The sequence below is a fragment of the Microbacterium sp. LWH3-1.2 genome (assembly GCF_040675855.1).
GTDB lineage: Bacteria > Actinomycetota > Actinomycetes > Actinomycetales > Microbacteriaceae > Microbacterium.
Window position 1 is genome coordinate 1,823,065 of sequence record NZ_JBEGIK010000001.1, and the last position, 23,739, is coordinate 1,846,803.

The 23,739-nt window shown below is 69.7% G+C and carries 22 protein-coding genes and 1 riboswitch; of the genes, 10 read left to right on the plus strand and 12 right to left on the minus strand.

Going from position 1 to position 23,739, the window contains the following annotated elements; translation table 11 throughout:
* The first annotated feature begins 43 nt into the window (after positions 1 to 43).
* Complete coding sequence (locus MRBLWH3_RS08435) at positions 44 to 1,924, plus strand: phosphoenolpyruvate carboxykinase (GTP) (RefSeq protein ID WP_363430479.1); 1,881 nt, start codon at positions 44 to 46, stop codon at positions 1,922 to 1,924.
* Positions 1,925 to 2,055: 131 nt separating this feature from the next.
* On the opposite strand, the gene MRBLWH3_RS08440 is transcribed toward MRBLWH3_RS08435, so the two are convergent.
* On the minus strand, positions 2,056 to 4,086 hold the full coding sequence (locus MRBLWH3_RS08440; RefSeq protein WP_363430481.1) for an ABC transporter ATP-binding protein: 2,031 nt from the start codon (positions 4,084 to 4,086) through the stop codon (positions 2,056 to 2,058).
* Between the two features lie 25 nt (positions 4,087 to 4,111).
* A complete protein-coding gene (locus MRBLWH3_RS08445; protein WP_363430483.1) occupies positions 4,112 to 4,327 on the minus strand; it encodes an AsnC family protein in 216 nt (71 codons plus the stop codon).
* Positions 4,328 to 4,480: 153 nt separating this feature from the next.
* Here MRBLWH3_RS08445 and MRBLWH3_RS08450 point away from each other — a divergent pair, with 153 nt between their 5' ends.
* The 6 genes from MRBLWH3_RS08450 (at position 4,481) to MRBLWH3_RS08475 (ending at position 9,415) form a co-directional block, all read left to right on the plus strand.
* A complete protein-coding gene (locus MRBLWH3_RS08450) occupies positions 4,481 to 5,422 on the plus strand; it encodes an ABC transporter ATP-binding protein (RefSeq protein WP_363430485.1) in 942 nt (313 codons plus the stop codon).
* The gene (locus MRBLWH3_RS08455; RefSeq protein ID WP_363430487.1) at positions 5,419 to 6,291 is read left to right on the plus strand and encodes an ABC transporter permease; all 873 of its coding nucleotides are present in this window, start codon (positions 5,419 to 5,421) and stop codon (positions 6,289 to 6,291) included. Before MRBLWH3_RS08450 ends, MRBLWH3_RS08455 begins: the two co-directional genes overlap by 4 nt.
* Positions 6,288 to 7,115, plus strand: a complete 828-nt coding sequence (locus tag MRBLWH3_RS08460) for an ABC transporter permease (RefSeq protein WP_363430489.1) — start codon at positions 6,288 to 6,290, stop codon at positions 7,113 to 7,115. Before MRBLWH3_RS08455 ends, MRBLWH3_RS08460 begins: the two co-directional genes overlap by 4 nt.
* 331 nt (positions 7,116 to 7,446) lie before the next feature.
* Positions 7,447 to 8,121 (plus strand): TetR/AcrR family transcriptional regulator, encoded by a 675-nt coding sequence (locus MRBLWH3_RS08465; protein WP_363430491.1) that lies wholly within the window; start codon positions 7,447 to 7,449, stop codon positions 8,119 to 8,121.
* The gene (locus tag MRBLWH3_RS08470) at positions 8,121 to 8,726 is read left to right on the plus strand and encodes an SRPBCC family protein (protein ID WP_363435390.1); all 606 of its coding nucleotides are present in this window, start codon (positions 8,121 to 8,123) and stop codon (positions 8,724 to 8,726) included. The genes MRBLWH3_RS08465 and MRBLWH3_RS08470 overlap by 1 nt, the downstream gene beginning before the upstream one ends.
* Positions 8,723 to 9,415 (plus strand): DUF4166 domain-containing protein, encoded by a 693-nt coding sequence (locus MRBLWH3_RS08475; protein WP_363430493.1) that lies wholly within the window; start codon positions 8,723 to 8,725, stop codon positions 9,413 to 9,415. Before MRBLWH3_RS08470 ends, MRBLWH3_RS08475 begins: the two co-directional genes overlap by 4 nt.
* Positions 9,416 to 9,479: 64 nt before the next feature.
* On the opposite strand, the gene MRBLWH3_RS08480 is transcribed toward MRBLWH3_RS08475, so the two are convergent.
* The 7 genes from MRBLWH3_RS08480 to MRBLWH3_RS08510 form a co-directional block, all read right to left on the minus strand.
* Positions 9,480 to 10,961, minus strand: coding sequence for an MFS transporter (locus MRBLWH3_RS08480; protein ID WP_363430495.1), 1,482 nt, complete (start codon positions 10,959 to 10,961; stop codon positions 9,480 to 9,482).
* 230 nt (positions 10,962 to 11,191) lie between these two features.
* Positions 11,192 to 11,545, minus strand: a complete 354-nt coding sequence (locus MRBLWH3_RS08485; RefSeq protein ID WP_363430497.1) for a Fe-S protein — start codon at positions 11,543 to 11,545, stop codon at positions 11,192 to 11,194.
* 50 nt (positions 11,546 to 11,595) lie between these two features.
* A complete protein-coding gene (gene ribH, locus MRBLWH3_RS08490; protein WP_363430499.1) occupies positions 11,596 to 12,072 on the minus strand; it encodes a 6,7-dimethyl-8-ribityllumazine synthase in 477 nt (158 codons plus the stop codon).
* Entirely contained in the window at positions 12,069 to 13,343 is a 1,275-nt protein-coding gene (gene ribA, locus MRBLWH3_RS08495; protein WP_363430501.1) for a GTP cyclohydrolase II, read from the minus strand. The genes ribH and ribA overlap by 4 nt, the downstream gene beginning before the upstream one ends.
* A complete protein-coding gene (locus tag MRBLWH3_RS08500; RefSeq protein WP_363430503.1) occupies positions 13,340 to 14,065 on the minus strand; it encodes a riboflavin synthase in 726 nt (241 codons plus the stop codon). Before MRBLWH3_RS08500 ends, ribA begins: the two co-directional genes overlap by 4 nt.
* The gene (ribD, locus tag MRBLWH3_RS08505; RefSeq protein WP_363430505.1) at positions 14,065 to 15,102 is read right to left on the minus strand and encodes a bifunctional diaminohydroxyphosphoribosylaminopyrimidine deaminase/5-amino-6-(5-phosphoribosylamino)uracil reductase RibD; all 1,038 of its coding nucleotides are present in this window, start codon (positions 15,100 to 15,102) and stop codon (positions 14,065 to 14,067) included. Before ribD ends, MRBLWH3_RS08500 begins: the two co-directional genes overlap by 1 nt.
* A gap of 69 nt (positions 15,103 to 15,171) precedes the next feature.
* Positions 15,172 to 15,343: riboswitch (FMN riboswitch) on the minus strand.
* Positions 15,344 to 15,432: 89 nt separating this feature from the next.
* Complete coding sequence (locus tag MRBLWH3_RS08510; RefSeq protein ID WP_363430508.1) at positions 15,433 to 16,392, minus strand: sugar-binding transcriptional regulator; 960 nt, start codon at positions 16,390 to 16,392, stop codon at positions 15,433 to 15,435.
* Positions 16,393 to 16,471: 79 nt separating this feature from the next.
* Here MRBLWH3_RS08510 and MRBLWH3_RS08515 point away from each other — a divergent pair, with 79 nt between their 5' ends.
* Both MRBLWH3_RS08515 and glpK read left to right on the plus strand, forming a co-directional pair.
* A complete protein-coding gene (locus tag MRBLWH3_RS08515; protein WP_363430511.1) occupies positions 16,472 to 18,211 on the plus strand; it encodes a glycerol-3-phosphate dehydrogenase/oxidase in 1,740 nt (579 codons plus the stop codon).
* A gap of 73 nt (positions 18,212 to 18,284) precedes the next feature.
* Positions 18,285 to 19,823, plus strand: coding sequence for a glycerol kinase GlpK (gene glpK, locus MRBLWH3_RS08520; RefSeq protein WP_363430514.1), 1,539 nt, complete (start codon positions 18,285 to 18,287; stop codon positions 19,821 to 19,823).
* A gap of 6 nt (positions 19,824 to 19,829) precedes the next feature.
* Here the strand turns inward: glpK and MRBLWH3_RS08525 are convergent, their stop codons facing one another.
* Together MRBLWH3_RS08525 and MRBLWH3_RS08530 are read right to left on the minus strand one after the other, a co-directional pair.
* The gene (locus MRBLWH3_RS08525; protein WP_363430517.1) at positions 19,830 to 20,690 is read right to left on the minus strand and encodes an Fpg/Nei family DNA glycosylase; all 861 of its coding nucleotides are present in this window, start codon (positions 20,688 to 20,690) and stop codon (positions 19,830 to 19,832) included.
* A gap of 41 nt (positions 20,691 to 20,731) precedes the next feature.
* Positions 20,732 to 21,298, minus strand: a complete 567-nt coding sequence (locus MRBLWH3_RS08530; RefSeq protein WP_363430520.1) for a GNAT family N-acetyltransferase — start codon at positions 21,296 to 21,298, stop codon at positions 20,732 to 20,734.
* 203 nt (positions 21,299 to 21,501) lie between these two features.
* On the opposite strand from MRBLWH3_RS08530, the gene MRBLWH3_RS08535 reads away from it, so the two are divergent.
* Positions 21,502 to 22,371, plus strand: coding sequence for a type IV toxin-antitoxin system AbiEi family antitoxin domain-containing protein (locus MRBLWH3_RS08535; RefSeq protein WP_363430523.1), 870 nt, complete (start codon positions 21,502 to 21,504; stop codon positions 22,369 to 22,371).
* Positions 22,372 to 22,705: 334 nt separating this feature from the next.
* On the opposite strand, the gene trpS is transcribed toward MRBLWH3_RS08535, so the two are convergent.
* A complete protein-coding gene (gene trpS, locus MRBLWH3_RS08540) occupies positions 22,706 to 23,713 on the minus strand; it encodes a tryptophan--tRNA ligase (RefSeq protein WP_363430526.1) in 1,008 nt (335 codons plus the stop codon).
* Positions 23,714 to 23,739 lie beyond the last annotated feature (26 nt).

Consider the following 23,739-nt stretch of genomic DNA (forward strand, 5'->3'; position numbering starts at 1 on the left):
AGTAGAGGAAGAGCACGAATCTGCATCAATGAGGAGCGACATCATGGCCCTTGCCGACATCTTCACCCGAACCGAAGGCTCCACTTCCGCCAGTCCCACCCTCCCCCGGACGTACGGCGAGGCGCCGACCGTTCAGGGCGAAGGCATGGCCGCGTTGCGCGCATGGGTCGACGGGATCGCGGCGTTGACGCAGCCTGCGCGTATCCATTGGGTGGGTGGGTCGCGGGCCGAGAACGATGCGTTGCTGCGGGAGATGGTCGATGAGGGCAAGCTCATCAAGCTCAACCCGGAGTGGCGTCCCGGCTCGTACCTGGCCCGGTCGCACCCCAGCGATGTGGCGCGTACCGAGGGCCGCACGTTCATCGCGTCCGAGCGCGAGGAGGACGCCGGCCCCACGAACAACTGGGTCGCTCCCGACGAGATCCGCGCGACCATCACGCCGCTGTTCGAGGGGTCGATGAGGGGCCGCACGATGTACGTCGTGCCGTTCTCGATGGGGCCGGTCGGCGGCCCGCTGTCGCACATCGGCGTGCAGGTCACCGACAGCGCCTACGCGGTCACCTCGATCGGCATCATGACGCGCGTGGGCACCGAGGTGCTGCGTGAGATCGCCGGCGGCGCGCCGTGGGTCAAGACGGTGCACTCGGTGGGAGCCCCGCTGCAGCCGGGTCAGGCCGACGTGGCGTGGCCGTGCAACGATACGAAGTACATCGTGCACTTCCCCGACACGCTGGAGGTCTGGTCGTACGGCTCCGGCTACGGCGGCAACGCGATCCTGGCGAAGAAGTGCTTCGCGCTGCGCATCGCGTCGGTCATCGCTCGCGACGAGGGCTGGCTCGCCGAGCACATGCTGCTCATCCGCGTCATCGACCCGGCCGGTCGGGCATACCACATCGCGGCGGCGTTCCCGTCGGCGTGCGGCAAGACGAACCTCGCCATGCTGCGCCCCACGATCCCGGGCTGGCGCGTGGAGACTCTCGGCGACGACATCGCGTGGCTGCGTCCCGGCGAGGACGGGCGCCTGTGGGCGATCAACCCCGAGGCCGGGTTCTTCGGCGTCGCACCCGGAACGGGCGAGTCGACCAACGTCACCGCGGTCGAGACGCTGTGGGGCAACACCATCTTCACGAACGTGGCACTGCGCGCCGACGGCGACGTGTGGTGGGAGGGCCTCACTGACGAGCCGCCGGCACAGCTCACCGACTGGGAGGGCAAGCCGTGGACCCCGGCATCCGGTCGTCCCGCCGCCCACCCGAACTCGCGCTTCACCGTCGCCGCGGCCCAGTGCCCGCAGATCGCCGAGGACTGGGACGCCCCGCAGGGCGTGCCGCTGGACGCCATCCTGTTCGGCGGTCGCCGCGCCACCAACGTCCCGCTCGTGGTCGAGGCCACCGACTGGACGCACGGCGTCTTCATGGGCTCGAACATCTCGTCCGAGCGCACCGCGGCTGCGGAGGGCACGGTCGGCGAGCTGCGCCGCGACCCGTTCGCGATGCTCCCGTTCTGCGGCTACAACATGGCCGACTACTTCGGGCACTGGCTCAGCATCGGCCAGAAGCTGCGCTTCGACCGCGCACCGCGCGTGTTCCAGGTCAACTGGTTCCGCAAAGGCACCGACGGCCGGTTCCTGTGGCCCGGGTTCGGCGACAACTCCCGCGTCATCGACTGGATCATCCGTCGCATCGAGGGCGTGGTCGGCGCCATCGAGAGCCCGATCGGCCGCCTGCCCCGCACGGAAGACCTCGACCTCGACGGCATCGAGGTGCCCCAGGCCGACCTCGACGAGCTGTTCGCCATCGACCCGCAGTCGTGGCTGCGCGAAGCCGACCTCACCGAAGAGTTCTACCGCATCTTCGACGGCCGCGTCCCCGCCCCGCTGTGGGCCGAACTCGCCGCACTCCGGTACCGCCTCCAGCGCGCCTGACCAAGACCAGCGCCCGGCCCTCTTCTTGGCAGAGGGGCCGGGCGCCTGAGCGACCTGCGGTCTTCGGACCGTGCCGGTCGACGCGGATGCCCCGGCCCCATCTGTGCGGGGGGCCGGGGCATCCTTCTGCCTCAGACCAGCAGCTGATGCTTCGCGAGGTCGCGGTAGAGCGGAGTCGAGGCGACGAGCTCGGAGTGCGTGCCCTGGCCGACGACTCGGCCGTGCTCCATGACCACGATGTGGTCGCTGTCGACGACGGTCGACAGGCGGTGCGCGATCACGACGAGCGTGCGCCCGGCCGCGACCGCGTCGATCGCCTCGCGCATGCGCTGCTCGTTCAGTCCGTCGAGCGACGACGTCGACTCGTCGAGCAGCAGGATTGGGGGAGCGGCCAGCAGCGCCCGCGCGATCGCGAGACGCTGACGCTCGCCGCCCGAGAGCATCACGCCCGACTCGCCGACGGGCGCGTCGACGCCGAGCGGGTTGCGGTCGAGTACTTCACCCAGGTTGACCGCCCGGAGCACGGCCTCGCACGCCTCATCGGATGCCTCGGGCGAGGCCAGCCGCAGGTTGTCACCGATGGTTCCGGCCAGGGTCGGGGCGTCCTGTTCGACGTACCCGAGGTGCGCGCGCAGGTCATCGCGATCGAGCGCTCTCACGTCCGTGCCGTCGAGCAGGATCGCCCCGTCGGTCGGGTCGTAGAAGCGCTCGATGAGGGCGAGGGTGGTGCTCTTGCCCGCGCCCGACGGGCCGACCAGCGCGACGCGCGCCCCGCGCGGGACGGAGAACGACACGCCCCGCAGCACCTCGAGATCGGCCGAGACGGATGCTGCGACACCGGCCGCTCGGTCGAGGCCGGTCTCGCCCACCCCGTCGCCGAGCACGATCGTCGACGTGTCGACATGCGCGCTCTCGAGCACGGCCAGCGCCTCGGACTCGGCCTTGCGCCGCGCCGCCACGACGTTCTGGGGGTAGCGGAACCGCACGTCGCGGAACTCGATCGCCGCGGGTTCAGTTTGCTCACCTGTCGCGATCTGCCCCTCCGGGTGGCCACTCGTGACAGGTGAGCGAGGGGAGTCGGCGGCGCGCACGGCGATCACGGCGTCGTCCTGCGATTCGGTCGGCAGGTCGAGCACCTCCTGGATGCGGCCCAGCGCGCCGAGCGCTTGATTCACCGACGTGATCGCGCCGAAGAACGAGCCGAGCGGTGCGATCAGCATGAAGAGGAACATGATGAAGGTCACGAGGCTCGCGATCGACAGCGCGCCCGTCGCGACGCGGAAGCCACCGAGTCCGATGACCACCAGCAGCGATACCTGCAGCGCGATGCCGGCGATCGGCACCACGAGTGCCGAGACCTTCGCAATGCGCACGCCGACGGTGTAGGCCTCGGTCGCCTGCGCTGTCACCGAGTCGACCTCGCGGGCGGTCGCCCCGGAGGCGCGGACCGTGCGGATCGAGCCGATGGCGCGCTCGACGCCCGAGGCGAGGGCGCCCACCTTCTCCTGCTGCTCGGTCGAGGCGGTGCGGATGCGACCGCTCAGCGCGACCACGCCGAGCACCGAGACGCCGATCACGAGCACGATGATCGCGAGCAGCAGTGGGTCGATGATCGCCATGGCGACGAGTGCTCCGACGAACAGCAGCGCGTTGCCGACCGAGTCCGCGAGTCCCTGCGTGAGAGCCGCATAGAGCAGGGTCGTGTCGCTGCCGACGCGCGAGACGAGATCGCCGGTGCGTCGTGCGTCGAATTCGCTGATCGGCAGGTGCAGGATGCGCGCGATGAGCCGACGGCGGCTCGAGTACACGACGGCGGTGCCGGTGCGCTGCAGCAGGTAGTGCTGCCAGCCCGAGATGAGCGAGGCCAGCACGACGAACCCGACGAGCGCCCAGACGAGCAGGCCGAGGTCGAGCCCTGCCTGCACGCGCGTGATGACCTGGCCGACGAGCAGCGGCTGGATGAGCGACGCGCCCGCGCTGAGGATGCTCAGCACCACGACGACGGCGAGTGTGCGCTTGTGCTCGAAGAGGTAGGGCAGCAGTTGCGAGAAGGTCGCGCGCGGCCCCTCTTCGGCCTTGCCGCGCCGGCCTCGTCCGCGGCGGGGGCGCGGGGATGCCTCGGTGGGTGCGGCGGGGGCTTCGTCGAGATCGGCGGAGGGCATGGGAGTACCTCGTTCGTGAAGGGGCTTACCGTCGACCGTACTTCTTGTGGACCGCCTGTCGGCTCACACCGAGGGCACTCGCGATCGCCTGCCACGAGAAGCCGAGGTTGCGCGCCTTGCGCACCTGCGCCTCTTCGGCGCGGGCGAGTTCGCGCCGCACTTCGGCGAGACGGTGCAGCTCCGCGATCGGCTCGCGACCGCCTGCAGCCCCGATCAGGGTGGTCAGTTCGTCGCCGCTCATCGGGCAGCCTCTCGCTTTTCGGTGACGGATGCTGCGGGCCGCGGCATCCGTGTCAACCGTAGTTGACGGTAGGAAGGGTGTCAACTCACGTTGACGGGCTGGCGCTCCTCCCCCCCACCGGGTGGTGTCGGAGCGGGGCGTTAGGGTAGTCCGGTGCCCGCCCCCGTGATCACCGCTGAGAACCTCGTCAAGGCCTACAAGGTCAAAGGGAAGCCGGACTTCCTCGCCGTCGACGGCCTGTCGTTCGAGGTGGCGCCGGGAGAATCGTTCGGCCTGCTGGGCCCGAACGGTGCGGGCAAGTCCACCACGATGAAGATGGTGGGTGCGGTCTCCGCGCGGACGTCTGGTCGGCTCGAGATCCTCGGGCTCGACCCCGATCGCTATGGCCCCGAGATCCGGTCGCGGCTCGGCGTCGTGCCCCAGCAGGACAACCTCGACGGCGAGCTCAACGCGCGCGAGAACCTCTACATCTACGGCCGCTACTTCGGCCTGCCCGGCAAGGTGTGCCACCAGAAGGCCGATGAGCTGCTCGCGTTCGCCCAGCTCGAAGACAAGGCCAAGAGCAAGGTCGAGCAGCTCTCGGGCGGCATGAAACGGCGGCTCACGATCGCGCGCGGCCTCATCAACGATCCCCGCATCCTGCTGCTCGACGAGCCGACCACCGGCCTCGACCCGCAGGCCCGCCATGTGCTGTGGGACCGCCTGTTCCGTCTCAAGGAGCGTGGCACGACGCTCGTGCTCACCACGCACTACATGGACGAGGCCGAGCAGCTCTGCGATCGGCTCATCGTCGTCGACAAGGGCCGCATCATGGCGGAGGGCACGCCCGCCTCGCTCATCCGCGAGCACTCCAGCCGGGAGGTGCTCGAGGTGCGCTTCGGCTCGGACCGCAACGAGCAGATCGCCCCGCAGCTCGAGGGCATTGGCGACCGCGTAGAGGTGCTGCCCGACCGCATCCTCGTCTACGCGAGCGACGGCGAAGCAGCACTCGAGACCGTGACGCATCGTGGACTCACGCCGCTGACCTCGCTCGTGCGCCGCTCGAGCCTCGAGGACGTCTTCCTCCGGCTCACGGGAAGGTCGCTGATCGAATGAGCCTTCCCTCCGAGGGCGCCCCGACACGCGTGCAGCCGACGCTCGACGAGCTGCGCGAAGAGGCGATGCAATGGGGCCGCAAGCCCCGCGCCCTGGGCACCTGGTACGTCACCGAGCACATGGTGCGCGCGATGCGCGCGTACGGCTGGACCATCATCGTCGGAGCGCTCGGCCAGCCGATCCTCTATCTCCTCGGGCTCGCCGTCGGGCTCGCCGCCCTCATCGACGCCCCGATCACGCAGAACGGCGTCGAGGTCTCATACCTCGTGTTCGTGGCGCCGGCGCTCCTGATGACGGCCGCGATCTCCGTCGCGTCGGAGGAGTTCTCGTACCCGGTCATGGCGGGGTTCAAGTGGCGGCGGTACTTCTTCGGGTTCAGCGCGACCGGGCTGTCGCCGGGGCAGATCGCCGGCGGCGTCATCGTCGGCGCGTCGGCGCGGATCATGGTCGTCACGGTCGCGTACTACCTGTTCCTGTGGCTGTTCCAGGCGGTTCCCGACCCGCAGACGGGATGGCTCACCATCCCGATCGGCCTGCTCGCGGGCCTCGCCTTCGGCATCCCCTACATGGCCTACGCCGCGTCGATCACCGACGACAAGGGGCAGGTCGCCCTCGTGCAGCGCTTCATCTTCATGCCGATGTTCCTGTTCTCCGGTACGTTCTACCCGCTCGACACGCTGCCGCTGTGGCTGCAGTGGATCGGCTGGGTGTCGCCTCTGTGGCACGCGACGGAGCTCGGCCGCGTCGCCACCTACGGCCTGCCGATGGATCCGTTCGCGCTCGTCGTGCACGTCGGCTACCTCCTCGTGCTCTCGATCGGCGGGTACATGATCGGCCGCCGCATCTTCCAGAGGCGGCTCGGCGCATGACCGTCGCGACCGGAACCGAGGCCGCCGCGATCCGCGCCGGTGGCGTGCGCGCGCTGTGGGCGGGCAACCCGCAGTCGGTCGTGCAGCGCGGCCTCATCGCCGCGCGCTCGTCGAGCTGGGCCGTCGTACTGTCGGGCTTCTTCGAGCCCGTGTTCTATCTCGCCTCGATGGGCATCGGCCTCGGCGCCCTCATCGGCGACGTGCAGACCTCCAGCGGCGTCGAGGTGCCCTATGCGGCGTTCATCGCCCCGGCGCTCCTCGCTGTCTCGGCGATGAACGGCGCGATCTACGACTCGACGTGGAACGTCTTCTTCAAGCTCAACTACGGCAAGCTCTACGAGGGCATGCTCGCGACCTCGCTCGGCCCGCTCGACGTCGCGCTGGGCGAGATCCTCTACGCGCTGCTGCGCGGACTGCTGTACGCGACCGGCTTCATGATCATCATGCAGATCCTCGGCCTCAACCTGGCGTGGACCGCGATCCTGGCGCTTCCGGCGGTCCTGCTCATCGCCTTCGGGTTCGCGAGCCTCGGCATGGCGGTCACGAGCTACATGAAGACATTCCAGCAGATGGACTGGATCAACTTCGTGCTGCTGCCGATGTTCCTATTCTCGGCGACGCTGTACCCGATCACGATCTACCCCGAATGGATCCAGCACGTCATCATGGCGTTCCCGCTGTGGCACGGCGTCGAGCTCGTCCGCGGACTCACCACCGGCATCCTCACCCCCGAGATGTGGTGGCACGTCCTCTACTACGTCGTGATGATCGCGATAGGTCTGGTCTTCACCACGAAGCGCCTGCGCGCGCTGTTCCTGGATTGATCCCGTGCTGGTCGGCGACCTCGTCGTCTGCGCGATCGGCATCGCGTCGGCCGTGGTGGTCTCGATCGGGTTCGGCAGCCTGCCGTGGGATGACAGCCTGGGTGAGATCGTGGGCGCCTTTCGGCGTGCTCATGGTGCTCGTCGCCGTCTCCATCCGGATCTGGTGGGCAGGACCGGGGGGGGGGGGGGGGGGCATCCTGCGTCTGGCGCGCTGCGCGACAGTCCCGACCCGTCCTGACCCCCGCCTTCCGCCGCCTCGTCCGCGATGGTCCTCATCGAGACAGCCTTCGCAGTATTGAACATGTTCAGAAACGAGCGTATGTTTCTGAACATGTCCAGTTCCATCGCCTCCGCCACCAAGAGCGAGCGCACACGAGCGCTCATCCGCGACGTCGCCCTGCGCTCGTTCCGGGAGCGCGGGTACGACCAGACGACCGTCAGATTCATCGCCGCCGAAGCGGGCGTCTCAGTGGGCACGACCAATTACCACTTCGCGTCGAAGAACGACCTCGTCCAAGAGCTCTACCTCGACGTCCAGCAGCAGCACCGGGCCGCCGCGGTGCCCCTGCTCGCGACGAGCGACGATCTCATCGAACGGCTCGGCATCGTCTTCCGCACGGGTCTCGCGCAGCTCGAGCCCTACCACCGCTTCGCGCCGGAGTTCCTCTCGGCGGCGGTCTCGCCACGCTCGTCGATCAATCCGCTCTCGAGCGACTCCTCGGAATCGCGCAAGATCGTGATCGGGCTCTTCCGCGAGGCGATCACCGGCGCCGCAGACAAGCTCCCGCCGGAGTTCGATGAGGACCTGCCGTCGGCGCTGATGCTCGGCCACCTGCTGCTCGCCCTGTTCTGGGTCTACGACACCTCCGACGGTCGCGAACGCACCAGCAGGCTGCTCGACCGGGGACTGCGGCTCCTCAAGGTCTCGCTGCCGCTGGTCCGCTTGCGCCTGCTCCGAAAGCCGCTGCGCGAACTGTTGGACCTCGTCGCCGAGGTGCAGGCGTGATGGTGCAGCGTGCCATCTACGTCAGCATCCGCATCTCCGCGCCAATGGAGAGGGTGTGGCAGCTCACCCAGGATCCGGCGCTTCATGCACGCTGGGACGTCCGCTTCAGCCGCATCACTCCGACCACTCCACTGGCCGGCGGCGGCACCCGCTTCGTGTACGAACGACGCCTGCCCGGCTGCACCATCACCGGCACCGGCACCACGATCGGCGAACGCGAGCGTCCCGACGGAACGCGCACTTCCGCCCTGCGTTTCGACAGCGACAGTCGGCTCTCGCCGCTCGGTGCCGGTCGCGGTTACTGGCGCTATCGCCCCGACGGCGATTCCGTCGTGTTCTCCACTGGCTACGACTACACATCGAACTGGGATCGCGCACTCGATCTCATCGTGCGGCCGCTGATCGGCTGGGCGACCGCGTGGAGCTTCGATCGGCTGCGGATCTGGGCCGAGACCGGCACGCCGCCCGAGCGATGGCCGTTGAGATCGGTGCTGCGGTTCTGGTGCGCGCAGCGTCCGAGGGCCGCACGGTGCGGGGGTCGTCCTGCGAACCGCCGGGTCATGGAGGATGCTCCGAACACCCTTCACGAGCTGGTGCAACCGTGAGCGCCGCGACCGCGGTGGTGACGTCGATCTTCGCGCGCGCGATGGGAGACGACTTCTCTCGCCTGCACCCCATGCTGCGGCGGCGCTTCGGCGTCGGCCTGACGACCGGCTACGCCTGCGTCGGTCGCGGCACCATGACCCGCATTCGCCGCGGCCCGTGGTGGACGATCCCGTTCCTGCAGATCGGGCGGTTCCGCAACATCCTCATCCCCGAGGTGGGACGCGACATCCCCTTCACGATCGAGAACTATCCGTACCGCGATCCCTTCGGACGCGAGACGGTCACCTTCGTGCGTCATTTCCGGATGCCCCGTGCCGTGCGCCGCTTCGACGCCACGATGATCCTCGGCGACGATGGCCGGGTCGTCGACTACCTCGGCAGCCATCAGCACCTCGCGGTCGACCTCCAGCTCACAGCGGAGCCCGACGGCAGCCTCCTGCTGAGATCGGGCCGGCAGCGCTTCTACGAAGGGCTGCTCGGCTTCCGCTTCCCGATGCTCTTCAGCGGCCGCGCCGAACTGCGCGAGAGCTACGACGATCGCGCGCAGGTCTTCCGCATCCGTCTCGAGGTGCGCAACCGCATCTTCGGGTTCCTCTTCGGGTACGAGGGCGAATTCCGGTGCGAGTTCTCCGAGGCGACCGACGCCCCCTCCCACACCAAGCCGATCCGGCACCAGCGACGCACGTGAGTGCGAACGACGGATGCTGCAGCCCGCGCGGGGCTGCAGCATCCGTCGTCCTGCGAAGCCGCGGTCAGAGCGAGCCGGTGGCTCCGACGCCGAGGTCGGCGTCGTAGTCGACGTCCTTCGTCTCAGGCGAGAGGAGGAGGGCGATGAAGGTCAGCACGCCCATCGCCGAGAGGTAGACGCCGACGAGCCAGGGGCTTCCGTCGGCGCCGGCCCACAGCGCGACCGCGACGATGGGGGCGAGCGCGGCGCCGAGGATCGACGACACGTTGTACGAGATGGCCGAGCCCGAGTAGCGGACGTTCGTCGGGAAGAGCTCCGGCAGCACCGCGCCCATCGGGCCGAACGTCGAGCCCATCAGCACGAACCCGAAGATGAGGAACGCCTGCGTCAGCGCACCGGTGAACTTCGGGTCGAGCTGCGGCGACAGGAACAGGTTGAACGTGAGGCCGAACACGATGATGAGCCCCGTCACCCACAGGAGCAGGCGGCGGCGGCCGATCGCGTCGGCGATCGGGCCGGACAGCAGCGTGAAGACGCCGAAGAACACCACGCCGATGATCTGCATCAGCACGAAGTCGGTATAGCCGAACCCGAGACCCGGGTAGAACTGCGCGGCGAACGCTGCCGGGTCGAACGTGGTGCCCGCGGCCTCTGCCGCCTTCTGCGCCGCCGCGGACGCGGCCTCGAGGTCCGCCGCCTTCGTGCCGTACGACAGCGTGAAGTTCGTCATCAGGTAGAACAGCACGTAGGTCGCCAGCATGATGAACGTGCCGAGGATCAGGTGCCACCAGTGGTGACGGATGACCGTGCCGAGCGGGAACTTGCGGATCGCGCCCTTCTCCTCGGCCTTCACGAACGTCTGGGACTCGACGAGGCGCAGGCGCACCCACAGGCCGATGATCACCATGACCGCCGAGAACAGGAACGGCACGCGCCAGCCCCACGCGAGGAAGTCCGCCGAGCGCTGACCGGCGCCATCGGGGTGGGGGAGAAGGTAGTTGATCGCGAGGAACACCGAGTTCGCGATGATGAAGCCGAGCGGGGCGCCGAGCTGCGGGAACGTGCCGTACCAGGCGCGCTTGCCCTTGGGTGCGTTCTCGGTGGCGACGAGCGCCGCGCCCGACCATTCGCCCCCGAGCGCGAAGCCCTGGAACAGGCGCAGGATCAGCAGAAGCACCGCGGCCCACACGCCGATCTCGTTGAACGTCGGCAGGCATCCGATGAGGAACGTCGCGATACCCATCGTGAGCAGCGACGCGACGAGCGTCGCCTTGCGGCCGAAGCGGTCGCCGAAGTGGCCGAACACGATCGCGCCGAGAGGGCGGGCGATCATCGCGGCGCCGAAGACGCTGAACGACAGCAGCAGCGACGTGGTGTCGTTGCCCGTCGGGAAGAAGAGGATCGGGAAGACGAGGACGGCGGCGGTCGCGTAGACGTAGAAGTCGTAGAACTCGATCGTGGTGCCGACGAGGCTCGCGAGGATGACGCGGGAGCGGGGGTTTGCGGGCGCCGCGGGGGTCGCGACGGTCGTGCTGGGGGAGGACATATTCACCTGGGGCGTGCGCGGAGCGGGGCATCCGGATGGGATGCGGCGGTGGGCGGCTGCCGGGCGCAGGGGTGACGCGTCAGGCGGCACTGCACTGGATCACCGTGGGTGCGGGCGTTGTCGCCCAGCACAAGACACCAGCCTAGTCCCGTGATTCCGCAGCGGCTCCCGAATACGGAGAACGGATGCTGCGGCCCAGGGCCGCGGCATCCGTCTCACGTGTCCGTGGATCAGCGCCAGAGCACCGCGATCGCGGCGTTCGCGAAGGTGAGCACGCCGATCGACCAGAAGACGGCGCCCGGCACCGAGCCCGTCTTGCGCTGGCGGCCCGCGCCGATGCCGAGGAGGGCGCCGATGATGACGAGGATGACCAGCTTCACGCCGATCTTGGCGTAGTTGAGGTCATAGTCGATGCCCCACGGGGCGGCGAGGATGAGGCCGGCGAGACCGGCGATCGCGAGGCCCCAGTTCATGAGGCGCGTGATCTGGTGCTTGCCGTTCACCGCTTCGACGACCCAGGCGCCGAAGAGGATGGCGAAGCCCACGAGGTGGACGAGCACGACGATGTGGCGGAGGATTTCCATGCCATCAGCCTAGCTGAAGGTTACCTCGCCGCCAGGCCGGGATCCCCGGGTCAGGCGCGCAGGTCGCGCAGCACCACCGCGGTGCGGATGGCCGCGTCCGCCGCCTCGAAGCCCTTGTCTTCGACCGAGCCCTCCAGGCCCGCGCGGGCGATGCCCTGGGCCTCGTCGTCGAGGGTCAGCACTCCGAATCCGACGGGCTTGCCCGTGTCGAGCGCGACGCGGGTCAGACCGTCGGTCGCCGCGTTCGAGACGAACTCGAAGTGGGGAGTGCCCCCGCGGATGATGACGCCCAGCGCCACGACCGCGTCGGCTCCGGCCTCCAGCGCCGCCTTCGCCACCACGGGAAGCTCGAACGAACCGGGCACGCGCACCAGGCGGTGCGAGGCGCCGGCGGCATCGGCGGCACGTGCGGCGCCGGAGATGAGGCCGTCGGTGATCGTCTCGTGCCAGGTGCCCGCGACGACGACCACGTCGAGTCCCGTGCCGTCGACGGGTGCAGTCGCCTCGGGTGCGCCCTTGCCGCTCATCGTTCTGCTCCTTCGTGCATCTGGGCCAGTGCATCGGCCAGGTCTTCTTCCGCGATGAGGTGCCCCATGCGGTCGCGCTTCGTCTCCAGGTACTGATGGTTGTTCGGGCCGACGCCGACCAGCAGCGGCACCTGCTCGACGATGTCCAGGCCGAGCTCGCGCAGCTGCTTCACCTTGTCGGTGTTGTTGGTCAGCAGGCGCACCTTCTCGATGCCCAGGTCTGCGAGGATGCCGGCGGCCGCCGCGTAGTCGCGCGCGTCGGCGGGGAGGCCCAGTGCGAGGTTGGCATCGACGGTGTCGAGACCGCGCTCCTGCAGCGAATAGGCACGCAGCTTGTTGATGAGGCCGATTCCGCGGCCCTCGTGACCGCGCATGTAGACGACGACGCCGCCGTCCTGTTCGATCGTGTCCAGCGCGGCCTCGAGCTGCGGGCCGCACTCGCACTTGAGCGAGCCGAACGCCTCGCCCGTCAGGCACTCCGAGTGCACGCGCACGAGCGGCGCGTCGCCGAGATCACCGGACACGACCGCGATGTGGTCGGTGCCGGTGACGCGGTCCTTGTACGCGAGGAAGCGGAACTCGCCGTGCGCGGTGGGCACGTGCGCCTCGGCGCGAAGGCTCACGCGACGCTTGTGGGCGTTTCGGACCGCGGGATCACACGGGACATTCTCGTCGAGGTAGGCCGCGAGCTGCTCGATCGTGATGACCGGGATGCCGTATTCGGCGCCCAGCTCCTGCAGCCCGGGCAGACGCATCATGCTGCCGTCCTCGGCGACGACCTCGCCGATGACGCCGACCGGCGCGAGGCCGGCGAGCTTCATGAGTTCGACGGCTGCCTCGGTGTGGCCGGCGCGCTCGCGCACGCCGCCGTCGACGGCGCGCAGCGGCAGGATGTGGCCGGGGCGGATCACGCTGGTGGGTGTCGACTCCGGGTTCGCGAGCACGTTGAGCGTGTGGGCGCGGTCGGCGGCGCTGATGCCCGTCGAGACACGGTCGGCGGCATCCACGCTCACCGTGTACGCCGTGCCGCGCGCGTCCTCGTTGTTCTCCACCATGGGCGGCAGGTCGAGGCGGTCGGCCCAATCGGCGGGCATCGGCGCGCACAGGAAGCCGCTCGTCCAGCGGACGGTCCACGCGACCCACTCGGGGGTGGCGAGCTCGGCCGACAGGATGACGTCGCCCTCGTTCTCGCGGTTCTCATCGTCGGCGACGATGACGGGCCGGCCGGCGCGCAGTGCCTCCAGGGCCTCGGGGATGGTGGCAAGGCTCATTTCGAGCCTCCTTCCGTGGATGCGGACGCGTCCGCGGGGAGTTCGGGGTTCGCTCCGGTCACGGTGGCCTCGCGGAGCGCGGGTGCGGCCGGTGCCGCGGATGCGGCCGGAGCCGCGGACGAAAAGGAGAGCAGTCGCTGCACGTGGCGCGCCAGGATGTCTGTCTCGAGGTTGACGCGGTCGCCCGGCGCGCGGGCACCGAGCGTCGTGGCGGCGAGCGTCTCGGGGATGAGCGAGACCTCGAACCAGCCGTCGCCCGGGGCGGCAGCGCTCGCACCGCTCACGGTGAGCGATACTCCGTCGACGGCGATCGAGCCCTTGTCGACGACGAGCGGGGCGAGCTCGCCGGGGACTGAGATGCGCAGCACCTGCCACTCGGCGCCCGGGCGGACCTCGAGCACCTCGCCCGTGCCGTCGATGTGGCCCTGCACGATGTGCCCGCCGAGGCGGCCGTGCGCGGCCGTCGCGCGCTCGAGGTTGACCACGCGACCGGCAGCGACGCCGTCGAGCGTCGACATGTCGAGCGTCTGCTTCATGACGTCGGCGGTGAACCAGTCGGGGCCCTGCTCGACGACGGTGAGGCACACGCCGCTGACGGAGATGGAGTCGCCGTGCGCGGCATCCGACACGGCCTTCGGTCCGCGCACCGTCACGCGCACGCCGTCTCCCGACGGCTCGACAGCGGTGACCTCGCCGATCTCCTCGATGATTCCGGTGAACATCAGGCGTCTCCTTCCGAGGCGGGCTGGGCGACGAACAGGAGATCGTCGCCGAGGGTGATGACGGATGCCACAGCCAGGCGTCGCGCCTCACCGATGGTGGTCACCCCGATGTCTTGCACCGCGAGCCGGTCGCCGCCGAGCAGCACAGGTGCGACGTACACGAGCAGTTCGTCGGCAAGGCGCTCGCGCAGGAACGATGCGGCGACGGCAGGGCCGCCCTCGACGAACACGCGCTGGACGCCGCGGTGGCGCAGATCCTCCAGCATGGCGGAGAGCCCGCCCGAGGCCTCGTCGCCGGGGTACTGGAGGAAGTCGCGGGGATGCTGACGCACGGCCGCCGCATCGGGCACGGTGCGTGCGCCGACGACGACGGGAACGGGCTGGTGAGGCAGCAGCGAGCCGTCCTCGGCGCGGGCGGTCAGCGCCGGGTCGTCGGCGAGCACCGTGCCGGTGCCGGCGACGATCGCGTCTGCCTCGGCGCGGCGGCGGTGGACATCGGCGCGGGCCTGCGCGCCGGTGATCCACTTGCTGCTGCCGTCGGAGGCGGCGGCGCGGCCGTCGAGGCTCTGGGCCCACTTGAGCGTCACGTGCGGGCGGCCGAGGCGCTGGACCGTCAGCCACGAGTCGAGCAGGGCGGTCGCCTCGTCGGCGAGCAGGCCCGCCTCGACCTCGACGCCTGCCGCGCGCAGCCGGGTGCCGCCACCGGAGGAGTTGTCGCCGGGATCCGCGATCGCGTAGACCACGCGCGTGACGCCGGCGGCGATGAGCGCCTCGGAGCAGGGGCCGGTGCGACCGGTGTGGTTGCACGGCTCGAGGGTCACGATCGCGGTCGCACCGCGCGCGGCCCCTGGCTCGAGCCTCGACAGGGCATCGACCTCGGCGTGCGGGGTGCCGGCGCCACGGTGCCAGCCCTCGGCGAGGACCTCGCCGTCGGGGGAGAGGAGCAGGGCGCCGACCTGGGGGTTCACGCCGCGGGGGCCGCGTCGGGCGATCGCCAGCGCCCGACGCATCGCGTCGTGTTCTGCTGTGCTCGCCATCCTGCCCCTCGTCTCGTCGTTCTCGACGCCCCGGGGCATTGGCAAGCGGAGGCGCGCATGGTGACGCCTTGGTGCTGCCTCCCATCCGGACTCGCGACCGGCCTCCCTCAAGAAACCTGTCGCATCACCGTCGGTTCCGGAATTCCACCGGATCGGCCGTGGCGGCATCCGAACGGATGCTGATGCCTTGGCTCGCGGACTGTCACCGCCGGTTCGGATTCACACCGACCCCGGAGCACGTTGCTGCTCTCGAGTGTACTCAACGCGGCATCCGTCCATTCATTCCATGTCTTCGAATGAAGCGGCGCGCGCACCCGCGTTGCCCGGACCTCAATCGAGGAGCGCTCGCGCGGTGGCCTCGTCGACGATCAGGTCCGTTGCGATGCGCGCCGCGAGAGCGCCCTTGAGGCTCGCCAGCTTCGACACCCCCGACACGATGCAGAGGCGCCGGGGGATGCTGCGCAGCAGGTCGAGGCTGGGTCCGGTGGCGCGGTCGTTCAGGGCGATGCCGTCGCTCGAGCCGTTTGCCCGGTAGAACACCGTGGCCACGTCGCCGACGACGCCCTCCTCGGCGAGCTGATCGAGCTCGGCGGGCTCGAGGTAGCCGCCGCTGTAGACGTGGCTCGGCACACGCGACCCCGCGGAGCCGGTGCTGAACAGCACGAGATCCATGGTGGGCAGCAGGTCGAGGATGCGCCGCGTGCTGCGCTCGCGCCACATCGCGTCCTTCGTGGCGGGGTCGTCGAAGAACGCCGGAACGGGGAACTGCTGGGCGCTTGCGTCGTAGGCGGCGGCGAACCGGCTGAGGATCTCACTCGCGTAGAGCAGGCCCGTCGAATGGGTGTTGCCGGAGCCGTTCAGCTGCACGAACGTCGCTCCGTGCACCGGCTTCGGAACGAGGTGACGGCTCACGGCGGCCGTCGTGGATCCCCATGCGACGCCCACCGTCATGTCGTCCTGGACGAGGTCGAGGAGCGCATGCGCGGCCGCGACGGCGACGCGCTGAAGCCGGTCGACCTCGGTGGCGTCGTCAGGGGCGGGAACCACCTGGGCGAGGATGCCGAAGCGCTCGGCCAGCCGCTCCTCGAGGCGCTGCGGAGCAGCGAACGGAGATCGGATGCGGATGTCGACGATCCCCGTCGCGCGTGCGTGCGTGAGCAGCCGCGACACCGTCGATCGCGACGTGCCGAGCTCACGGGCGATCGCATCCATCGTGCGGTCCTGCACGTAGTAGAGATGCGCCGCCGTGAGCGCCCGCTGCATCGTGTGGGCCTCGCCGATCTGATCCATCGCTCCATCGTGCACGTATGTGCATATAGCCTGCAAGGACGTCCAGCGATGCCATGATGGATCGGAGGAGAGCACGACGATGGGGGATGCGATGACGGCGCGGGCTGCGGAACGAGGATGGGCGGCGCTCGCGGAGCGGCCCTACGCCGACGTGCTCATCATCGGCGGCGGGATCAACGGTCTGGCGACGTTCCGCGACCTGGCGCTGCAGGGAGTGGACGTGGCTCTCGTCGAGCGCGACGACTTCGTGAGCGGCGCGTCGGCGTCGTCGTCGCACATGATCCACGGCGGCATCCGCTATCTCGAGAACGGCGAGTTCCGGCTCGTGCACGAGGCCGTGACCGAGCGCAACGCGCTGCTGCGCACAGCCCCGCACTTCGTGAGGCCGCTGCAGACCACCATCCCGATCTTCTCGACGTTCTCGGGCGTGCTGTCGGCGCCGCTGCGGTTCCTGCGGCACGGCGGCGGAAGGCACCATGAGCGCGGGGCCGCGCTCATCAAGATCGGGCTCGTCATCTACGACTCGTTCTCGCGCGGCGGCGGCGTGTTCGGCAAGAGCACGGTACCGCGACATACCTTCCACGGGCGCAAGCGCTCGCTCGCGCAACTGCCGCGCCTCAACCCCGACGTGAAGTACACCGCGACGTACTGGGACGCATCCCTCCACGACCCCGAGCGTCTCGCAATCGATGTCCTGCGCGACGGCCGCGCGGCCGGCGGCGATCGAGCACGGGCGGCGAACTACACCGCCGCTGTCGGCGTCGACGGCGGCCGGGTGGTACTGCGCGACACCCTGACGGGCGAGGAAGCGCGGTTCTCAGCATCCGTCGTCGTGAACGCCAGTGGCCCGTGGACCGACTTCACCAACCTCGCCCTCGGCGACCCGACCCGGTACATGGGCGGCACCAAAGGCTCGCACGTGGTACTCGATCACCCCGAGCTGCTCGCCGCGACCGGCGGGCGGGAGCTGTTCTTCGAGAACGAGGACGGGCGCATCGTCCTCATCTACCCGCTGAAGGGACGCGTCCTCGTCGGCACGACCGACCTCGAACACGACATGGCCGACCCGATCGTATGCACCGAGGCGGAGGTCGACTACTTCATCGAGCTCATCCGGCAGGTGCTCCCGAACATCCCGGTCGAGCGGTCTCAGATCGTCTACCGGTTCGCCGGCGTGCGGCCGCTCCCCGGGCATGACGACGTCTCGCCGGGGTTCGTCTCGCGTGATTACCGCGTCGAGTCCGCGCCGCTGGTCGGTGGGGATGCCGCCGTCCTGAGCCTCATCGGCGGCAAATGGACCACCTTCCGCGCCTCCGCCGAACACCTCGCCGACCGCGCCCTCGAGCTGCTCGCCCGGCCGCGCCGCAGCTCGACCCGGGGAGTGCCGATCGGCGGCGGACGCGGCTACCCCATGACAGAGCGCTCGCGCCGGCAATGGATCTCGGCGCATGCCGCAACGGTGCAGGCCCCTCGCGTCGCGACGCTGCTCGACCGCTATGGCACGGTCGCCGCGGCCGTCGTCGATGCGATCGCGGCGGACGCGGACGACGCGCTGCTCGAGCACCTGCCGGGCTACAGCTCCGCCGAGCTGCGTCATCTCGCGGCCACGGAGGACGTCGCGCATCTCGACGACCTCCTGCTGCGGCGCACCAGCATCGCGTTCATCGGCGCGGCGACGCCGGAGGCGGTCGCCGAGGCGGCCGACGCGGTCGCGCCCGTGCTCGACTGGGACCCCGCACGCACCGCGCTCGAGGTGGTGCGCGCGCTGGACCGGATCCACGCGGCCGACCCGTCCTGGATCCCCGCCGCCGCGCGATAGCCTGACCGCACGCGCGCTCGGCGCGCGGCCGACCCGTGCGGGCGATGTCGCCCGCCGAGCAAGGAGACTTTCGTTGCCCGACCACGTGCTGTCCATCGACCAGGGCACGACCTCGACGCGGGCCATCGTCTTCGACGCCGCCGGTGCCGTGGTCGCCGTGTCCCAGCGGGAGCACGAGCAGATCTTCCCCCGGGCCGGCCGCGTGGAGCACGACCCCGTCGAGATCTGGACCAACACCGAGTGGGTCATCGCCTCGTGCCTCTCGCGCGCCGGGCTCGCAGCATCCGAAGTATCCGCGATCGGCGTGACGAACCAGCGCGAGACGGCGATCGTCTGGGAGAAGCGCACCGGGCGCCCCGTGCACAACGCGCTCGTCTGGCAGGACACCCGCACACAGCCGCGTATCGACGAGCTGGCCAGCGAGGGCGGGGCCGACCGGTTCGCCGAGGCGACCGGGCTGCCGCTGGCGACGTACTTCTCGGCCTCGAAGGTCGCGTGGATCCTCGACAACGTGGCGGGCGCGCGCGCCGCCGCCGAGGCCGGCGAGCTGCTGTTCGGCACCCCCGACGCGTGGGTCGTGTGGAACCTCACGGGCGGCGCGCGCGGCGGGATCCACGTCACCGACGTCACGAATGCGTCGCGCACGCTGCTCATGGATCTGCGTACCCTGGACTGGTCGGACGACCTGCTCGCGGTGTGGGGCATCCCGCGCGCGATGATGCCCGAGATCCGCTCCTCGTCGGAGGTGGTGGGACACTCCTCGCTCCCGTCGGTGCTCGACGGCGTGCCGATCGCCGGGATCCTCGGTGATCAGCAGGCGGCGACCTTCGGCCAGGCGGCCTTCGAGGCGGGGGAGTCGAAGAACACCTATGGCACCGGCAACTTCCTCCTCGTGAACACCGGCACCGAGATCGTGCGCTCGGGCAGCGGTCTCATCACCACCGTCGGCTACCGGATCGGGAATGAGCCCGCGCGCTACGCGCTCGAGGGCTCGATCGCGGTGACCGGATCGCTCGTGCAGTGGTTGCGCGACAACCTCGGCATCATCCAGCGCTCCGAAGACGTCGAGACCCTCGCCGCCACCGTCGACGACAACGGCGGCGCGTACTTCGTGCCGGCGTTCTCGGGACTGTTCGCGCCCTACTGGCGTCCCGACGCGCGCGGCGCGCTCGTCGGTCTCACCCGCTACGTCAACAAGGCGCACATCGCGCGCGCAGCGCTCGAGTCGACGGCATTCCAGACGCGCGACGTCATCGACGCCGTCGTCGCCGACACCGGCCGCACGCTCGACGAGCTGCGTGTCGACGGCGGCATGACCCGCGATGACCTGCTGATGCAGTTCCAGGCCGACATCCTCGGCATCCCGGTCGTGCGACCGAAGGTCGTGGAGACGACAGCGCTCGGCGCCGCCTACGCCGCCGGTCTCGCGACGGGCGTGTGGAATGACCTCGACGAGCTGCGAGCGCACTGGCGGGAGGACGTCCGCTTCGAGCCGCGGATGCCCGAGGACGAGCGCGAACGCCGCTACCGGCAATGGCGCAAGGCGGTGTCGAAGTCGCTGGACTGGGTGGACGACGACGCCCGGCTGCTCATGGGCACCACCGGCGACTGACCGCGGTTACTTCAGCAGCCGCGAGAGGCGGCGGTCGGCGAGGATCTTGCCCCCGGTCTGACACGTCGGGCAGTACTCGAGCGAGTTGTCGGCGAAGAAGACACTGCGCACCTCGTCGCCGCAGACGGGGCATTTCTCGCCCCGGCGCCCGTGGACCTGCATGCCTCGGCGTTTGGCGTCTTTGAGCTCGGCCGGCGGCTTGCCGGATGCCTCGGCGACAGCATCCGTCAGCGTCACCGTCATCGCGTCGAACAGGCGCGTGATGTCGTCATCGGAGAGCGATGAGGCCAGCGCGTACGGCGACATCTTCGCCGCGTGGAGGATCTCGTCGGAGTAGGCGTTGCCGACCCCCGCGATGATCATCTGGTCGCGCAGCACTCCCTTGATCTGGGTGCGACGGCCCGCGAGCAGCTCGGCGAGGGTGTCGCGAGTGAAGGAGGCGTCGAGAGGGTCGGGGCCGAGCCGTGCGATGCCGGGCACATCGGCGGGCTCGCGCACGACGTAGACCGCGAGAGACTTCTTCGTGCCGGCCTCGGTGAGGTCGAAACCGGCGCCGTCCGACAGGGCGACGCGCAGGGCGATGGGCGTCTTGCCGGGACGGATGATCGTCTTCGGCAGCTCGTCGTACCAGCGCAGCCACCCGGCCTTGGCGAGGTGGAACACCAGGTGGGGGCCGGTGGTGGAGAGCTCGATGAACTTTCCGTGGCGCGCCGCCCCGGTGATCTCCCGGCCGTGGAGGGCGTCGATCGGCGGATCATACGTCTTCAGTGCGGCGATGTTCGCGACGGTCGCCCGTGTGATCTGCACGCCGGTGAGCCGCTCGCGGAGAAAACCGACGAGTCCCTGCACCTCGGGCATCTCGGGCATGCGCTCATCCTGCCATGCCACGGCGACACGCGGGCAGGACGTCAGTCCGCGAGGACGGGCCAGGGATGCGGCATCCGTTCGTCCGTCTTCAGTAGGCCCGCGATCCAGCCGTCGTCGCGGCGCCTGGAGTTCACCAGCGCCTGTCGCAGGGTGCCCTCGAAGCGGAAGCCCAGTCCGCGGGCGACGCGCGCCGACGCCTCGTTGCCGACGACGGCTCGCCACTCGATGCGGGTGAGGCCCGCGCCCTCGGGTGAGAAGCCCCAGTCGATCACGGCGGTCGCCGCTTCGCGGAGGCGCCCGCCGCTGCGCTGGTCCGGCGCGATCCAGTACCCGATCTCGCCGTTGCCCTGCCCGTCGAGCCGGTAGAAGCCGATGGTCCCGACGAGTGTCGTGCCCTCGCGGATCACCCACGTGCGGTGCAGCTCACCGGCCCACTGCTCCGCGACCGTGACGACGAACTTCTCGGCGTCCTCGCGCGCGTACGGCGAGGCCACCCGCGTGTACCGCTGGATGTCGGGGTCCTGGCACGCCTCGTGGATGGCGTCGATGTCCTCGATGCGCGGCACCGACAGCTCGAGTCGCGCAGTGCGCAGGGTCACGGGCTCCATCGCCCCACCCTACGGTTCGCGGGGGCGCATGACTCAGGCAGAACACGACTGCCGTCGGCGGAATGCGCTCTTGTGACGGGAACGGCCTGAGTTGCGCTCGGCCGGACGCCGTCGACTCCTCCACACGAGGCGCTTGCGATGGGCTCTCCACGACCGGCCTGAGGTGACGCCGGAAGGATGCGGGCGGCCGCAAGCCTAGGTGGATGCAAGCCGTCGAGGCACGGCACGACCAGGTGCTCACCCGAGCCGACCTGATCGGCGCCGGCATCCGTCCGAAGCAGATCACGCGCGCCGTGCGCGATGGTCGGCTGCTCCGCGTGCGCCGCGACCGGTACATGGTCGCCGCATCCGCGAGCGGCGTCGATCGCGCCGTGCGCATCGGCGGTCGCCTCGCCTGCGTCTCGGCTCTTGTGCTGCTCGGCGTCTTCGTGCTCGACGGATCCCTTCTCCACGTGCACCTCGAGCGGACGATGTCACGCCTGCGCTCGCCTGACGACCCGCGCCGACCGCTGCACTTGGGTTCCCGCACGAGCCTGGTGCTGCATTGGTGGCCGCTCCGTGAGACCCCTGCGACTCTCGGATGCGTCTCGCTATTCGACGCGGTCGCGCAGGCGGTGCGCTGCCAGCCCGTGCGGGCCGCGGTCGCCACGGTCGACAGCCTCATCCACCTCGGTCTCATGTCGCGGGCCGAGTTGCTGGACGTGTTCGACGTCCTGCCCGAGCGATACCGCGTGATCCTCCGGCTGTCCGATGGCATCGCGGAGTCGGGGCCGGAGACCTTCGTGAGGCTCATGCTCAGGCAAGCCGGCCTCCGGTACGAGGCGCAGGTGAAGATCCGCGGCGTCGGTCGCGTCGACTTCGTGGTGGAGGGCCGGCTCATCATCGAGTGCGACAGCCGGGCCCACCACGAAGGATGGGATAAGCAGCGACGAGACCGCAAGCGGGATCTCGCAGCGGCTGCGCACGGCTATGCCACTCTGCGACCTCTCGCGGAAGACATCATGTACAGCCCCGAAGAGGTTCGGGCGGCCGTGTGCGGGCTCTTGCGGACCCTCCCTCGCCGCGTGCGTTGACGACCCGGCCCGACCGTCGATGTCGGGTGCGGCGCACAACTCAGGCAGACTCCGCGCGCACAGCGGATCTGCTGCTGCGGATGGCGCCTGCGCCTGAGTTATGCGCCTGGCGGACACGACAGACTGGCGCGTCGGTCGCACCGCGTCGCGGGCCACCCCCTCCCGCAGAGCGCCCGTCGCCGTGTGAGTTGACGACCCGACCTCGTCCTCGATGTCGGGTGCGGCGCACAACTCAGGCAGACTCCGCACGCACAGCCGATCTGCTGCTGCGGATGGCGCCTGCGCCTGAGTTATGCGCCTGGGGCCGACGCCGGGGCCGCAGCACCGTCGAGTGTCAGCGGGAGCGGCGGAGGAGGCCGACCTTGTCGTAGACGTCCGCGAGGGTGCGCTCGGCGACCTCGGACGCCTTCTCGGCGTTGACGGCGAGGACGCGGTCGAGCTCGGCGGGGTCGGCGAGCAGCTCGAGCGCGCGCGAGCGTACCGGGCCGAACTCGTTCACCACGACCTCCGCGAGGCCCTTCTTGAAGTCGCCGTAGCCGCGGCCGGCGTACTCGTCCTCGATGGACGGGATCTGGCGGCCGGTCAGCGCCGCGTAGATCACGAGCAGGTTCGACACGCCGGGCTTGGCCTCGCGGTCGTACCGCACCGATCCCTCGGAGTCGGTCACGGCGCGCATGACCTTCTTCGCCGAGACAGCCGGGTCGTCGAGCAGCCACAGCACGCCCGCCTCCGACTCCGCCGACTTCGACATCTTCGCGGTGGGGTTCTGCAGGTCGTAGATGCGGGCGGTCTCCTGCTGGATGACCGGCATCGGCACGCGGAACACCTCGCCGAAGCGGCTGTTGAAGCGCTCTGCGAGGTCGCGGGTCAGCTCGACGTGTTGCTTCTGGTCGTCACCGACCGGCACGATGTCGGTCTGATACAGCAGGATGTCGGCGGCCATCAGCACCGGATACGTGAAGAGCCCGACGGACGTGGCCTCCGAGCCGTAGCGCTGCGACTTGTCCTTGAACTGCGTCATGCGCCCGGCCTCACCGAAGCCCGTGATCGTCGACAGGATCCACGCCAGCTCGGCGTGCGCCGGCACGTGCGACTGCACATACAGCGTCGACTTGGACGGCTCGATGCCGGCGGCGATGTACTGCGCGGCCGTGCGGCGCGTCTTCTCGCGCAGGTGCTCGGGGTCCTGTGCGACCGTGATCGCGTGCAGATCGACCACCGAGAAGAACGCGTCGTACGACTCCTGCAGGTCGCGCCACTGCATGAGAGCCCCGATGTAGTTGCCGATCTGAAGCGAGTCGGCGGAGGGCTGCATGCCGGAGTACAGGCGCGATCTACTCATCCGACAAGTCTATAAAGCGGATGCTG